Below are 15625 nucleotides of genomic sequence, written 5' to 3' on the forward strand. Positions count from 1 at the left end.
ACCCGATGGGAGTGGAGGACTTTAATACTCCACCAAGCACCCCAGGCTCGGAAGAGAATGCAAGCAGAAGATTCGCAACAGATGACGAAATTGAACGAAGTTTAATTTTGAATTTAGCGAATCCAACAAATCAAGACATTGAGGAATATGGAGGTAATTATAAAAAATATAAAGTTTATTCAAACGAAAGTATACACGAAGTAGGAAAAGATGATAGGCATCATGCAAGATTCTCTACACTGCTATTTAATGAAGCCGCCAAGCGTATGGAGAATCAAGAAATGAAGGCGGAAGCGCTTAATGAAGAGGAAGGTGGTCGTAAGGAAGAGTATTTAAGGAAAGTACGAAAAGATAGGAACATGGAGGGCGAGGGAGGAGCATATATGCATGAACCTGACCAGCAGTTTGTTCCAGGTGGGAACCCAGCAAGGAGGAAAGGAGGGTCATTAATGGGTACTCATCATGGGACGCTAGCAGCAAATGGCATGATGGGACAAGTCCTCGATAATAGGCACCCACAAAATGATAAAGCAAGGGGGGGAGTGAAAAGTTGGCTAGTTCATGAAGTAGATGGTAAGACATACAAATATGAGGTGAGGAGTGAAATCGTAGACAGTCTAAAAAAAGAAGGATGGAGTGATAATGAAATTAAATCCTTTTATCTTGATGTGTCAGCAGTGTCGCAGAGAAGCGGAAGCGAAGAAGAGGCGCGACAAATATTGGTGGAAAATTACATACGACACGTAGAGGGACGACTCAGAGAAACCTATGAAAAAGCAATAGACAATGCGAAGAAAGACTACTTGTCGCAGAAGATAACATGCAGTGAGTTTAAGGGGCGAATGGCCGGGATCGTCAACACGGATGACGGAAAAGGGAAAAAGAGCGGAGGCGAAGATTATTTGGATTGGGAAGCAAGGTTTGATTGAGGAGCAGGGAGAAGCTCGAAATATCAATAACAGAATGGCAACCAAGTAGGAAGTGGTGGGCGAGGAGGGGAAGGAGGGACCGGGCGTGTGGGTGCGAGAGCACATTCGCTCTCTTCTTAGCTCGCCATACGTCACCCGATACCATCGATGTTGCAAAGAAAAAGATTTAGCAAGCTATGGTCTCCGTCAGAGGGAGGTAGTGAGGGTCGGGGGAAAAGCCAACAAAAGGGAGGACCTGGGGCAAGAAAAGTATTTATTGTTAATTTGTTGGGGGCACATGGGAGGGAAGTAGGATGGGGAGAAGGAACACCCGTGAAGGTGCAGAAGCAGGGGGGGTGTTGAAGATGCAGGAAGCAAGGGACATGGGCAAGGCGGGGTTAAGGAAAGAGTATGGGAAAGTATGTGATGAAAAAAGGAGCCCCAAGGGATCAACAACAATACAATCATGATTGAAGTTGTCGGTCGGGATTTACAGCAGACGAAACGAGTAACAAGAAAGGAAGCGAGGGTCGGAGGAAACATCATTATATGTCGCGGAAAGGGTCTTGATTATCAAACAGGAGTAAGGGGAATCGGACTCGAATCAGATCCTCATATATGCGACTAACAAGGCATTCGGCGATGGAAATCAAAGGAGTGAGAAAAGAGGGGGAATTATGGTTCTTGGCATCTGAAGGTGATCTTGGTTGGGGAAAGGCAGAAGGCAGTGCGTACACCAGATCAGGCAGAGTGCGTTAACGAAGTAACGCACCGAACCTGCCCACCCCAGCAACCCAAAAACACCCCACAATTCACCCACAGCCACCACCGCCGAATATAAGTCTCAATGCGAATCACATCCGCACCCCGCTCATAAAGCCGAGACACCTTATCCAGCATCCGTGTAACTGTCTTTTCCGCCACACTCAACCCCGTGAGTGTGAACCAATACCCCAAAAAATCAAACCCCCGCGCAATCCTGCCTATAAACGTCTTATCTGGGTGTTGCTCCACCAGTAACTCATTCATCACCTGATTCACCACACTAATCGCCGCCCTCAACTTCCAGCGAGTAGGCGCGAGCACCACCCAATCATCCATAAACCGCACATAAAAACAGCCCAATTGAGCCATGCGGTCATCCAAAGGTTTCAGGTACAATGCCCCCATCAGTGGTGAAAGCGGACAACCCAAGGAGATCCCCTGCTCGATATCGGTATATTCACCCCCATCCGAAACAAACCGTTGCAAATACTGCTGCACCAAATCCAACACGAAGCCGTCTTCCACATAACGCCGCACCAAATTCAATAATATGTCGTGATAGATACTTGCATAATATCCCTTAACATCAGTGCGAAATACAAACTCATTCCCCTCCAGATGCGCCGCCACCTCCCGCACCGCCGCCTTCGCGCCACCAGTCCCAGCCAAGTGAAAGCAACGCGGGGAAAGATGGGGTTGGAGATGTTCGGTTAACACAATGGCGATCGCCTTCAGCACCAAAGCATCAGCCGAACACCACCATTCCACAATTCGCTCCTCACCCCGAATTAAGCGCAATTCCCGAAATCGGTATTTTCCAGAAAGCAGAAGATTTGACGAGGTTTCACCTTTTCTTAGTGCCATTCGTTCAATTACCTATGACTTTCTTGTACTTGCAACTGGAAGCCAAACCCAGTTTTTGGGTGTTCCCGGAGCTTTAGAATATGCGTTTTCGATGAGAACGCTAGAAGACGCAATAGCAATCCGAAATCATATTTACTCTTGTTTTGAGAGAGCTATTCAGGAATCTGATTCATCACGACGCCAACAATTGCTGACGTTTACCATCGTTGGCAGCGGGCCAACGGGTGTTGAGGTTGCAGGTGCTTTCGTTGAAATGCTTCGAGGCCACTTGCGTCGAGATTATCCAACACTTTTGCAGCAAGTGAGGTTAATTCTCGTGCAATCTGGCGATCGCTTATTGGTCGATCTGCCAAAAAAGTTGGCAGCTTACACTTACAAACGATTACATCAGCTAGGAGTAGAGGTTTATCTGCGAACAAAAGTGACTAGAGTGACTTTTGAATCTTTACATCTGCAAAACGACGAGGTAATTTCAACTGCAACCGTCATTTGGACTGCGGGGTTAGAAGCAAATTATCCCACAACATCAGAGGAGGTATCTTCAGCAAATAAGGGAAAGTTACTTGTTCATCCCACCCTACAATTGCTTGAGCAACCCAATATTTATGCAATTGGGGATCTGGCATATATCGAACAGAACGATAAACCATTAACTGGAGTTGCACCAGAGGCACTTCAGCAGGGTGTTGCTGTAGCCCGAAATATTCAGCGGCAATTTCTAGGTAAATCACCAGAGCATTTTAGTTATTTCAACAAGGGAAGATTAGCGATTATTGGCTGTTATTCAGGTGTGGGAAAAATTGGTGCATTTGCCTTTACGGGATGGTTGGCTTGGCTGATGTGGCTAGGAGTTCATTTAGTATATCTTCCTGGCTATCGCAGTCGTTTGCTAGTATTACTTACTTGGCTTCACACTTACTTATTCGGCGATCGCTCAGTTCGCTTAATTCTATCTATGAAAGAACGTTAGTTTTCAAAACCGCTAAGTGCTTCCCAATTTCTGCAATTGAAATTAATTACAGTCGGCGTACCATAGTTGGAGTTCAGGCAATGACTGAAAATAGAAACTACATTAGTCTCAAATTAAAGGATGTTGCGATCGCCTATTTGTTGCTGCGAATTCTCATCGGTGTGAATTACTTTAATCACGGATTCACTCGCATATTTAACATTCCTGGATTCGTTGAAGATACTGTTAACGGGACTTAGACAAAAATTAAGCCCAAATGAAGCCCAAACTGGCTTTATAAGCGGCAAATACGTCACGATGAAGGGTCAGCCAATCAAAAAAACGAAAAGACATAGCCGTTCTAAAGGCTACTAAAGCATCAGTAAAGGTATCCAAAGATTTGTTAGCCCATCTTCGTCTCAAGCCTCCCGTTAGTTGATGCCAAAGAATAAAAGTATAGGCACAAAAAACTAAGATAAAATGTCGAATTAGGCTTCTTTTATCTCGGACTTGATATTCTTTTAACCCTAACCATCCTTTGGCTTCTCTATAAAAAACTTCTACCCAATTTCTTGAGCCATAAGTGTCAACTATCCATTGCGGTGTAACAATTGATGAAGAAATATTAGTAATGAAATAGTCAATATCAGTGGCTTGTGAGAAAGTTGCAGCATTCATGACGATGGCAATATTTCGCTTTCCAACGAGTTGTGATATCTCGACTTCTTTAGTTGCTACCCATAATGTTTTAGGTTTATCTAAGTTGAGTTTAACCTTGGCAAAAGCCTCTGTAGATAATGCTTGTGCTAATTCATCTACTCTAAGTATTTGTGGAATATTCTCTTTGACATTGACTGTTACTTTGCGATTTTTAGCTAATCCTCCTAAATACTTTAATTGCCGCTTTTCTAACTCTAATAAGAAGGATGTGTTGTTACCATATCCTGCATCTACAATTACTATTCCTGGTTGATAACCACGGCTTAAAGTTTGGTCTATTAACTTAGTTGCTAATTCGGGTTTCTTCTCAAATTCTGGATCTTGTTTTCCTTCAGCTAAAGAATTAGCGTGCTGATATAACTCTATATCTAGTGGTAAGCTTTTTCTCCCATCATATAGATGTGTTGTTACTACGACTATGCCATTGTCTGTTTTACCAATTTCTCCGATATACTGTCTGACTACTCCATCCGTAAAATTACCGCTTTTTCTATGTCCAGAATCATCAATTATTAGGCTAAAACCTCTACTGATTCTCGTCTGACTACACTTATTCATGATCTCTAACCGACGTTCGTTAACCTGGGAACTAGACCAAGGTGCTTCGGTTAAAAAGTGGTGTAATCGGTGGTAAGTCACCCCTACGGCATTCTCTGCCATCTGGAGTAAGTTTTTTCTCTCGCTTTCACCTAATAATCCCCCTACATAGTGTCTAAACTCTCTTTTTTGAGCTTTATGAGTAAACACATCATCAAATCTTTGACACCATCTTTCAAAGCATGGAGGCATGGCTGCGGGGGTGGTTTCTTTCATGAGCTTTTTTCAACGTGAAAGCTATGCTGAGATAGCATTATACTCTTTTTTACTCTCCTGTTTTGTTTAAGTCCCGTTAAAGAATTAGCAAATTCTTATTTCCCAGAATTTTTGGTGAGAATCAATTCTTATCTAGTGCCCCCTGTAGAGCTAATTGTGGGCGTGTTGATTACACTTGGGTTAGCAACCAGAAGCGCTTTGATTGTCACCTTTGTCCTGATGATCATTCTGAAGTTGGGGGTGACATCGATACAAAACTGGGGTGCAGCTACTTCCATGCTTTCTTACGGGATTGTACTGTTTATCTTGCTTGCAGGTAGCAGCTTTAATATTTACTCCCTCGATCACTGGAGAAAAAAGAGACAAAACCTTGTAGACTCAGAAGCGAATCGTGAACAAAGTAGGGTCAACCCCTCCGGGGAATTCAAAATTCAAAATTCAAAATTCAAAATTATCAAACCCCACAGATAAATCTGGGAGCTTGAAATAATGATACTGCGCTTTTTTATATCTCCGTTAATAAATTAAGGGGCTTGTAACCCTAGCTCCAATTCAATTTCTAGTTCAAAACTTAGGTAATTATACAATGTAAAAATTGAAAAAAGGAGAAAAAAGACCCAAAAAAATAGGACGATTTAGGTAAATAGTTCTAGCGAAGACCAAGAGTTGCATTTCCTGAAATTGACAATACTTCGTCCATTAGCACTGAATAGGAAAAGTTATTGTCAAAAATTTATTCACCCTTGGTCAAGCTCCAAAATCTGATGATTTAAGTTGTGTGTACGATGTCACGACGGGTTACGTCTACGCAACTTATCAAGCAGGATCAAACTTCAGCGAAACACCGTTCATGCAGTAGCGCTTACCAGTGGGTGCAGGACCATCATCAAAAACATGACCCAGATGACCGCCACAACGACTACAATGCACTTCAGTTCTGGTCATAAACAAGGACTTGTCTACAGTCGTGGCGATCGCACCTTCAATTGGATTAAAGAAGCTAGGCCAGCCAGTACCGCTGTTAAATTTGGTATCAGACGTAAACAGTGGTTGTTCGCAGGCAGCACAATAATAAGTGCCTTGGTCGTATTCCTTATCCAATGGGCTGGTGTAAGGGCGTTCAGTTCCATGTTTACGCAAGACATTAAACTGTTCTGGCGTTAAAATCGTGCGCCATTCTGACTCTGGTTTGGTAACTTCAAATCCACTATTAGAAGTTGTCATTGCTTGTGACCCCCAATTGATATACCTTGATAACAAAGCTGTGCCGACTATGACTGCACTAGCCTGTAAAAAATAGCGTTTGTCCATATATCTATTATTTTCTATTTTCCGGTTCCCTGGCCAATCAACTCCAGTACGGAATTCCCTACATGAATGACTATAATCAGCGATCGCTCTTAAGTGCTTCATCAGCTATGGCAATCCCTTTGAGTATGGTGAAGTAATAGCTACACAGTAATTTAACGACTTCTCAAACTATTCTTGTGGCTTATAAAAGCTAGCTTTGAGAGCATATCGAATCTGAGTAACATATGGTGCAATATGTGGCACCATATGCCAAGAATTATCAGAACGCACAAAAGCGACGGAAATATCAAACAAAGGGGGAATATCAAGAAAACCAGAATCTGGGTTTTCCTCTTTTAAGATTCGGAAACATCCTCCCCAGCGAGAATCCCACTTTTCACAAAAATAAAACATATGAACGAGTGTATTAGCTGGATGATCGTGGTGAGGATATGTACCGTGTCCTGGGTTGTATCGGTAGAAACGCATCCCCAGGATTTGGTTACTCAAATCTAATCCAGTTAGTTCTGCGATCGCATTTCGATAACCAGGAGAACTCAATTCATCTATCAATTGAGTCCATGCACTTCCTAATGGAAAAACTCTTTGTGTTCCTTCATCCAAGGAACGCCCAAACCCGTGTATGTAACCATCATCTCCATCGTACTCAAATTGGTCTTCTAGAGGTGGGGTGCTGACTAACTCGTGCTTGGCTGACTCACGAATGAGGTTGTTGAAGAGAATCCAACGGTAAGGATAGTCATGAATTTTGCCGTTGCGAATTGCATCTAAATCTAACAACATAATTTACTCTACTTGCGAAAATAGTTTTAAACCGAATGAAACGCTAAAGTAAATATTTAAATAAGTCGTCAAGTACCCGATTAGCAGCTAAAGGAGTGTTGCCTACCCAATGGAATCCTACTCGATAAGCTTTACCTTGCTGAACTGCTTTCAACTTGAACCATAGTGGTATAGATTGTAGGCGCTTAAAGGTTGCTGTTGGGTACTTCTCTGAAACAGAAGGGCCGGACGAGGCGACAAAGATGACATCCCCATCTACTTCCGCTAAATGTTCCCAGGAAATATAATAATGAAATGTACCTATTCCTTTTAAACGAGTGGGTAAAGCATTTAGAGCTTCTTGAGAAACAGTGTTTAACAAACCAATCTCCTCAAAAATCCCACCTAAGAAGCTATCTTTCTCTCTAAGAAATAGACGACAAATTTCGCCGTTTCCCAAACCAATTACTGACACCTGAGTATTTATGAGTCGCTGAAGCGCCGTAGCTCTAAACTCTGTTACACGAGTATTGTATTGAGTCATGAAACTTTGGGCAGTTTCCGTCTTACCAAGAACTTTGGCAGTCTCTATCAAAAGTCCCTTCCAATCCTTTGCAGCATTGAAATCAATTAGTACTGTCGGCGCGATGTGTGATAAAAGTGGGTAGATGTCCTTGTGAACAACATCAGTGCCTAAAATTAAGTCTGGCTTGAGAGCCAAAACCTTTTCGATATTTGTTGGTAAAAAGCCGACATCGACAACACCTTGACTCTGCTGAAAATCAATTTGTGATTTGTCAGCCCATTGCAGCGGCGCTCCCACTGGCTTGACTCCAACAACTATAGCGTCTGACCATAAATAGCCATGTAGAATAACTACTCGTTGAGGATGGACAGGAATTTGAGTTTTTCCCATTGCATGTTGGACTATGCGAACAGGGACTTGGGTGGAAGCGCCTTTGAGATCAGTTATCTGTTGATAATTTTTTGGGGAAAAAGCGATCGCCCCAAGTATAATCAACAGACTAACTAAAACAATTCGCACTATTTGATTCATTACCTAAAATTCCCACTTCACAGTCAACTCTGCTGTAAAAGGACGACCAGGAACAACCCGTGTGTCATTACCAAAAGGTTGGTAATATACGGTGTCAAACAAATTTTTGAAGTTAACTCCAACATTAAAGTTATTTTTCTGATAATAGAGGGCTGCATTGGTGATGAAGTAACTCGGTAAGCGGAATGAGTTCGCTAAATCTGCAACTGTCTCGCTAACGTAGTCCAAACCAATACCACCGCCAAAGCCTTTCAAATCCCCTTTGGAAATAGTGTAAGTTGTCCATAAACTAGCAATATGTTCTGGTGCGGTAGGTAGTTGATTACCGACTGGAATTCGGTTGTCACTCGTCACTTCACCGTTGGTATAACCATAAAAGCCAATCACATTCCAGCCAGGAAGAATTTCTCCAGCCACCGAAAGTTCTACACCTCGGCTTCTTTGCTCACCCGTTTGCACACTAAAGCCTGGATTAATTGGGTCAGCAGTCAAAACATTAGTGAGTGTTAATTCATACAAAGCAAGTGTTGCAGACAGTTTCTTATCAAACAAATCAGTTTTAACACCCACTTCATACTGAGTGCCGCGCCGTGGTTTAAACAGACTATTATCAAATGCAGTACCAATTACTTGCTCAAAGGAACGACTATAGCTAGCGTAGAGTGAGACAGGTTCTATCGGTTGATAGACAATACCTACACGGGGGCTAAATGCAGAATCAGACTGACTGGTTGTCGTTGAGTTAAGAAAATTAGTAAATTCACTATCTACAAAGTCATAACGTCCACCCAAAAGTAGTTTCAGGTTGTTGGCAATGCTAACTTGATCTTGAATATAAATGCCCAAAGCATCATTTTTGGTTTTGGAGTCAAATCTCCGAAGGATACTACCTAATGGTTGTCCATATACTGGATTGAACACATCGATCAAACCAGCATCTCTTTGAATCGTATCGAATTTAGGATTGATCTCTCTTAATAAGTCAAATCCGAAAAGGAGTTGATGTGCAATACTACCAGTCTTAAATTTACCGACAACGTGGGTATCTGTAGTATAGTTGTTATCGCTGACGGGATCTAGATAAATGTTTTTTATTCTACTAACAGTACGATTATCTGGGTTTAGAGAACTTGAAATCAGCGAAGCACTACCAGTAAGGTTGATAAAGGCATATTGGAACGAGTTACTAATCGACCAATTTTCACTGAAGCGATGCTCTAAGTTGTAGGACAATCGACCAAACTCTTGGTTATAGCCATCATTAAGTTCTCCCAGATAACGACTGCGAGGGATTTTGCCATTAGGGTTAGGCAGTACTGTTGCACCTGGAGGCTGAGTAGTATCAGAAGTTGACTGTTTTAAGTTAAGATACTCGCTATCAAAAGTTAGCTTTGTATTTTCTCCAATGCGCCAACTAATGACTGGTGCAATAAAGTAACGCTCTTCATTATAAAAGTCGGTAAAGTCCTCAGAGGTTTTATAAGAACCATTCAAGCGATACAAGAGACTAGCATCTTTTGTCAATGAACCAGAAAAGTCAAATGCAGGTTGGTAAAATTGATAACTACCAGCAGTAAAACCGACAGTATAGTAAGGTTGACTCAAGGGTTGTTTTGTCACTACGTTAACAATACCTCCTGGAGTGACTTGACCATAAAGCACGGAGGCTGGGCCTCTAAGAACTTCTATTCGTTCTGTGTTAGTAGTAGAAATTTTTAAATTACCAAATGTTCCAAGTCTGTCTAGCAGTCCATTTCTATAGGTATTTCTAGTATTAAAACCTCGAATTGTAAAGTTATCTACAATTCTAGACGAAGGTCCATACTGTAATACGCCAACATTTTGTAGTACATCACTCAAGTTCTGCGCCCCCTGGTCTTCGATAACCTGTCGAGGGATCACCTGAATTGACTGGGGAATATCGCGCAGTGGCGTGTCTGTTTTTGTGCCAATACTTGTATTGGGAACCCGATACGTGTCGGCGGTGCAGTCACCTCCAGTTCAATTGGTGGTTGCTTTTCCTCAGTAGGGGGTTTTTGCTCAGGTGTTGTTGGTTGCTGTACAGTCGATGCAGCAGGAGTTACTCCAAATACCAACCCTTCAGTCTGACTATCGAATAACTTTATAACAGGTGTACTTGTTTCCCCTACTACTGTCACCCGCAAAGTACTTGCATCCACATTTGCAACTGTAACTAATGCAATTCCAGAGAAAGGCTTCTCTTGCCGAAAATCACCACCTACAAGCTGTAATTGAGCATTGGGGATATCTGCAATATATGAATTCCCTTCTTTTTTCGGTGAAACTTGTAATTTAACAGAATTAGCTGTAATTAAAATTAACTCTATTCCTTTGTCGGTGGTATTCACCTTCACATTTGTCACTGACACCACATTTGATGTGACTTGACGAGGCAGCGCGTTGCGGAGCCAGCCGCGTGGGCGGGTTTCCCGACTTGAGCGGACTGGCGTGGGGTTCCCCCCATTGTAGCGACTGCCGTTTAATTGGAGTACAAAGTTCTGATTTCTGGGTGTCCTTAACAAATATGTTACACTCGTTTTCTGAGCCTGAATTTCACTGGCAGAGTAAATTTTACTCTTGACTTCACCTAAATTTGCATTACCTAAATTTGCATTAGATTTTTCAGATAATGGTTGTTGAGCATTAGCTGAATCAACTACAGTGATGGAGAAAACTGCTATTAACAAGGTACTAGCAACAAATAAAATATTCAAACGCATTTTTTATACACTCCAAACTAGCACACCACATAATAAAGGCAAAAGTCAAAAGAAAGAATGCTTATCTGACAGGCTTTTTAATGATTTAAGATAGTAACTTGATTCTTCTGTAGGTACTATTTAAAACAATTTCATAGTATAAATCCGTAGAAGTTACAAGTTAATTACCAACCTATCTGGTAAAAAATGTGTTTATACCAACTTCAGTTATTGCTAAAGAATACAATACCAACGGCGATCGCATTTTCTTTGAGCCGGACTTTTTTTTATTCGAGACGGACTTTTTGTGTTTGATATGACTTGGGATTTATGCCAAACTTTTTATAAAAGGCATAGCTAGTAGCTTTTAGGGGGCGATCGCTCTTAAGTGCTTCATCAGCTACGCCTGATTTAACAACACCTCAAACTACTCTTGTGGCTTATAAAAGCTGGCTTTGAGAGCATATCGAATTTGAGTGACATCTGATGCAATATGAGGAACCATATGCCATGCTTTATCTGAATTGATAAAGGCAACAGAAGTTTCAAACAGTGGTGGTACATCGATAAAGGCGGAATCTGGATGAGAGTTATTTAAAATTCGGAAACATCCTCCCCAGCGAGAGTCCCACTTTTCAGAAAAATAGAACATATGAACGATTGTGCAGCCTAAATTGTCACGATGAGGATATGTACCATGTCCTGGATCGTATTGGTAGAGAAGCATTCCTAATATATGCTCGCTTAAGTCCAAGCCTGTCAGTTCTTCAAGAGCTATCCTATAAGCAGGAGAATGAAGTTCTTCAATTAATTTTTGCCAAGCAGTTCCTTTGAAAAAAACTCTATCTTTTCTAAAAGGAGGCCCTACCCAATGTCCATAACCATCTTTTTCTCCATATTGAAATTGATCTTCTGGAGGAGGAGTGCTAACCAATTCACTTTTAGCTGAGTCATTAATAACATTATTAAAGAGAATCCAATGATAAGGATAATCGTGAATTATACCATTGCGAATTGCGTCTAAATTTAACAGCATAATGTACTCCAATTCTATAAAAGTAAAACTTATGACTTGTTGAATAAATACTTAAAAAGGTCATTAATTACACGATTAGCTGCTAAAGGTCCATTGCCTATCCAGTAGACTCCTACTCGATAAACCTTATTATTCTGCACAGCTTTTAACTTGAACCATAAAGGTACAGATTGCAAACGCTGTAAATTTTTTTGGGTTTCTTCTTCTTTTCTAAACGCGAAAGTAGTCACAAAAATCACATTTCCATCTATTTCATCAACACGTTCCCAAGAAATAAGATAATTATCTAACATGGGAATATTTTGATTCAGAGAAGTTGTATGAATTAAACCTACTTCTGACAAAATGCCATATGAAAAGCTATTCTTCTGCTGATTGAACAGCCAACAAATTTCTTTTTCAAAACCAATCACTGACAACCGAGTTTTTGAAAGGCGATCGCCCATAGCATCTCTAAACTTTTGTAAGCGAGAATCATAGTCAGTTAAGACCTTTTGTGCTTCCTTGGTCTTATCCAACGCTTCAGCCACTCTGATAAAATGGTCTTTCCAGTCGTGAATGTTGATCTGAACAATAACTGTTGGTGCAATGTGTGACAATAATGGATAAATATCTTTTTGAGCATCAAACGTGCCTAAAATCAAGTCCGGTTTAAGAGCTAAAACCTTTTCGATATTGGTTGGTACATAGCCCACATCCACAACGCCTTGTAGCTGTTCTAAGCTAATCTGCGGTGGTGTTATGCTAGCCCATCCCCGAACTGCTGCGCCCACTGGCTTGAATCCTAACGCGATCGCATCTTCCCACAAAAAACCATGTAAAATAACTACTCGCTGCGGATGCACAGGTATCCAGGTTTCACCCATCGCGTGTTTAATCAGACGGCTACTTGCTTTTGAAACATTACCAACAGAGGTGCTGAATTTAACCTGTGTTGATGCAGGATGATACACAACAGTGCAAGCGCACACAAGAAAAAAGGTAACTAATCCTAGTAACCACCCTCGCTTAAGACAATGTATCCATCGAACAACCATTCAAAATTGCCACCCAAGTGTGAATTTTGCAATCAGTGGTAAAGCGGGGAAAACTTGTGTATCGCCGTTGGAGGCTTCAAAATATCTCTTATCAAATAGGTTCTGAATATTGAGTGCAGCGTTAAAATTATTTCGACGGTAATAAAGGGCTGCATCAGCACGAATGTAACTTGGTAGTTTTAAAGTGTTCAATGAATCTACTTGTTGGTCGCCTACGTAAGTTAAACCAAAACCAAATCCTAATCCTTGTAAATCTCCTTTGGGTATAAAGTAAGTCGTCCATAAACTAGCAAGATGTACTGGCTGATTAGGTAATAAGTTTCCCACAGGAAAGTTATTATCTTGTGTAATACGAGCATCAGTGTAAGAATAAGCGGTAATTACGTTCCATCCTGGCAAAATTTCTCCTGCTAAATTCAGCTCTACGCCTCGACTTGTTTGCTCACCAATTTGTATACTAAAGTCCTGGTTAGTGAGGTCGGTCGTTGTGACATTAGAAAGAGTAAATTGATACAAAGCTAGAGTGGCAGAGAGTTTGCCATCGAACAGATCCGTTTTAGCGCCTGCTTCATATTGAGTCCCATATTGCGGTTTAAAAGCACTACCATCAGCTGCTGTCCCAACCACTGGCTCAAAAGAACGGCTGTAACTGGCATAAAGTGAAAGCGCTTTACTAGGTTGATAAACTAAGCCCACACGAGGACTAAATACGCTGTCATCTTGATTAGTTGTAGTTGAAATAAGTCTATTGGTCTGACTAAAATCTGTGAAGTCCCAACGCCCACCTAAAACAAGCTTAAGGTTATCTAGAAAAGATATTTGGTCTTGAGCATAAAAACCCAAACTATCAATCTTAGTTTTAATGTTGGAACGAGAGACAAGAGTACCACCGCCAGTCTGATCGTAAATTGGATTAAAGATATTAATAGAAGGAGCAGTGACTCTAGTAAACTTTGAAAGCGGTTGCACGTATCTAGATAACTCGAACCCCACCAGAATTTGATGCTGAATGCTGCCAGTCTTAAACTTACCAGTTACATTTGTATCTGAAATGTAGTTATTGCGGATATTGATGTTATCAAAAACCCTAGTTCGTGTTGCAGTCTGGTCATCCGCTAATAAAGCACTGAGTTGTACACTGGGAACGTTTTGCCTCAACAAAGTAATTTGAAAAGCGTTTTGCAAAGACCAGTTTTCATTAAAACGATGCTCTAGTCTGTAACTTCCTTGGGTTACAGCGCGGTCTTCTGGAGGATTTGAAGGTTCGCCTAAAAACCGACTAATAGGGAGTTCGCCATTTGGATTAGGTAAAATAGTACCTCTAGCAGGTAAGCCTATTTCTTGAGGTTTTTTAATCTGTGTATAGCTTCCCTCTAAAGTTAGCTTAGTATTGTTTCCCAAGCGTGCAGTAATAACTGGTGCAACTAAATATCGCTCTTGGTTGTAAAAATCGAGAAAACTATCGGAATTGATGTAAGAAGCATTAAAGCGATACAAAACATTTTTATCAGAGGTAAGTGGACCTGAGAGATCAATTGAGGGTCGATAATAACTATAACTACCTGCTGTGAACTGAAGATTATAGTATGGTTCAGCTAGAGGCTGTTTGGTAACTAAATTAGCAAAGCCACTGAGATTACCCCTACCATAAAGTACAGAAGCAGGGCCTTTGAAAACCTCTACTCGCTGTAGATTGGTCAAGTCAGTGGGAGCAATAATTGAAAAAGCTGGACTTTGCCTCAAACCATTGATAAATATATTAGTAAAGCTGTTTGAAAAGCCTCGAATGGTAAACTCATCAGCAAAACGACCAGGAAAACGGGCTGGTGGCGCAACACCTGCATTTCTCAACACATCCCCAAGGTTATCCGAGCTTTGATCTTGCCAAACTTGCCCAGGTATTACTTGAATTGATTGGGGAATATCACGCAGTGGCGTGTCTGTTTTTGTGCCAATACTTGTATTTGGAACCCGATACGTGTCTGGGGGTGCAGTCACCTCTAACTCAATTGGTGGTTGCTTCTGTTGAGTTTGGTTTTGCTGTAGCGGTGTTGTTGGCTGAATAGCAGTCGATACGGCAGGAGTTACCCCAAATACTAAACCCTCAGTCTGACTATCAAATAACTCGACAACAGGTGTACTTGTTTCCCCCACTACTGTCACCCGCAAAGTATTTGCATCTACATTTGTGACTGTAATTAGGGCAATTCCAGAGTAAGGCTTCTGTTGCCGAAAATCTCCACTTGCTAGCTTTAACTGAGCATTAGGGATATCTGCAATGTATGAATTCCCTTCTGTCTTCGGTGAAACTTGTAATTTAACAGAATTAGCTGTAATTAAAATTAACTCTATCCCTTTATCTGTGGTATTCACCTTTACATCTGTCACTGACACCACATCCGTAGTTGCCTGACTTAATTGAGGAACAAAATTCTGATTTCTAGGTGTCCTCAACAAATATTTTGCACTCGTTTTAGAAGTCTGCACTTCACTCGAAGAATGAACTTTACTTTTGACTTCACCTGAAGTGTTAAATTTTTCAGATAATAGTTGTTCAGCATCAGCTACAGTCACAGAAAAAACTGTTATTAACAAGCTACTAACAGCAAAGAGAAGATGAAAACGCATTTTTTATACACTCCAGACCAACACACAACGTAAAACAATAGCGAAAGTAAAATTT

Annotated in this window: 14 protein-coding genes; 4 read left to right on the forward strand and 10 right to left on the reverse strand. The window is 41.2% G+C overall.

Annotation, left to right across the window (positions count from 1 at the left end):
* The first annotated feature begins 5 nt into the window (after positions 1-5).
* Positions 6-929 carry a hypothetical protein gene (locus V7K56_RS26045; RefSeq protein ID WP_334915051.1) on the forward strand — a complete coding sequence of 308 codons (924 nt, stop codon included), beginning with the start codon at positions 6-8 and terminating at the stop codon, positions 927-929.
* A 720-nt stretch (positions 930-1649) separates the two neighbouring features.
* Here V7K56_RS26045 and V7K56_RS26050 read toward each other — a convergent pair.
* Positions 1650-2537: a reverse transcriptase/maturase family protein gene (locus V7K56_RS26050; RefSeq protein WP_334915053.1), complete on the reverse strand. Its 888-nt coding sequence runs from the start codon at positions 2535-2537 to the stop codon at positions 1650-1652.
* 55 nt (positions 2538-2592) lie between these two features.
* Here V7K56_RS26050 and V7K56_RS26055 point away from each other — a divergent pair, with 55 nt between their 5' ends.
* Entirely contained in the window at positions 2593-3507 is a 915-nt protein-coding gene (locus V7K56_RS26055) for an NAD(P)/FAD-dependent oxidoreductase (RefSeq protein ID WP_334915055.1), read from the forward strand.
* An 80-nt stretch (positions 3508-3587) separates the two neighbouring features.
* On the forward strand, positions 3588-3746 hold the full coding sequence (locus V7K56_RS26060; protein WP_334915057.1) for a hypothetical protein: 159 nt from the start codon (positions 3588-3590) through the stop codon (positions 3744-3746).
* A 7-nt stretch (positions 3747-3753) separates the two neighbouring features.
* Here the strand turns inward: V7K56_RS26060 and V7K56_RS26065 are convergent, their stop codons facing one another.
* Positions 3754-5019 carry an IS701 family transposase gene (locus tag V7K56_RS26065; RefSeq protein WP_334915059.1) on the reverse strand — a complete coding sequence of 422 codons (1266 nt, stop codon included), beginning with the start codon at positions 5017-5019 and terminating at the stop codon, positions 3754-3756.
* 135 nt (positions 5020-5154) lie between these two features.
* On the opposite strand from V7K56_RS26065, the gene V7K56_RS26070 reads away from it, so the two are divergent.
* Entirely contained in the window at positions 5155-5490 is a 336-nt protein-coding gene (locus tag V7K56_RS26070; RefSeq protein ID WP_334915505.1) for a DoxX family protein, read from the forward strand.
* 345 nt (positions 5491-5835) lie between these two features.
* Here the strand turns inward: V7K56_RS26070 and msrB are convergent, their stop codons facing one another.
* From msrB to V7K56_RS26110, 8 genes are all read right to left on the reverse strand, one after another.
* Entirely contained in the window at positions 5836-6330 is a 495-nt protein-coding gene (msrB, locus tag V7K56_RS26075; RefSeq protein WP_334915508.1) for a peptide-methionine (R)-S-oxide reductase MsrB, read from the reverse strand.
* A gap of 168 nt (positions 6331-6498) precedes the next feature.
* Entirely contained in the window at positions 6499-7113 is a 615-nt protein-coding gene (locus V7K56_RS26080) for a 2OG-Fe(II) oxygenase (protein ID WP_334915061.1), read from the reverse strand.
* Positions 7114-7156: 43 nt separating this feature from the next.
* Entirely contained in the window at positions 7157-8149 is a 993-nt protein-coding gene (locus tag V7K56_RS26085) for an iron-siderophore ABC transporter substrate-binding protein (RefSeq protein WP_334915063.1), read from the reverse strand.
* A 3-nt stretch (positions 8150-8152) separates the two neighbouring features.
* Entirely contained in the window at positions 8153-10051 is a 1899-nt protein-coding gene (locus tag V7K56_RS26090; protein ID WP_334915065.1) for a TonB-dependent siderophore receptor, read from the reverse strand.
* Positions 10048-10890: an AMIN domain-containing protein gene (locus tag V7K56_RS26095; RefSeq protein ID WP_334915067.1), complete on the reverse strand. Its 843-nt coding sequence runs from the start codon at positions 10888-10890 to the stop codon at positions 10048-10050. The genes V7K56_RS26090 and V7K56_RS26095 overlap by 4 nt, the downstream gene beginning before the upstream one ends.
* 406 nt (positions 10891-11296) lie before the next feature.
* Positions 11297-11905 carry a 2OG-Fe(II) oxygenase gene (locus V7K56_RS26100; protein ID WP_334915069.1) on the reverse strand — a complete coding sequence of 203 codons (609 nt, stop codon included), beginning with the start codon at positions 11903-11905 and terminating at the stop codon, positions 11297-11299.
* A 29-nt stretch (positions 11906-11934) separates the two neighbouring features.
* Complete coding sequence (locus tag V7K56_RS26105; protein ID WP_334915071.1) at positions 11935-12942, reverse strand: iron-siderophore ABC transporter substrate-binding protein; 1008 nt, start codon at positions 12940-12942, stop codon at positions 11935-11937.
* Positions 12943-15570, reverse strand: coding sequence for a TonB-dependent siderophore receptor (locus tag V7K56_RS26110; RefSeq protein ID WP_334915073.1), 2628 nt, complete (start codon positions 15568-15570; stop codon positions 12943-12945).
* Positions 15571-15625: the final 55 nt, after the last annotated feature.

The organism is Nostoc sp. (assembly GCF_036917535.1).
Lineage (GTDB): Bacteria > Cyanobacteriota > Cyanobacteriia > Cyanobacteriales > Nostocaceae > Nostoc.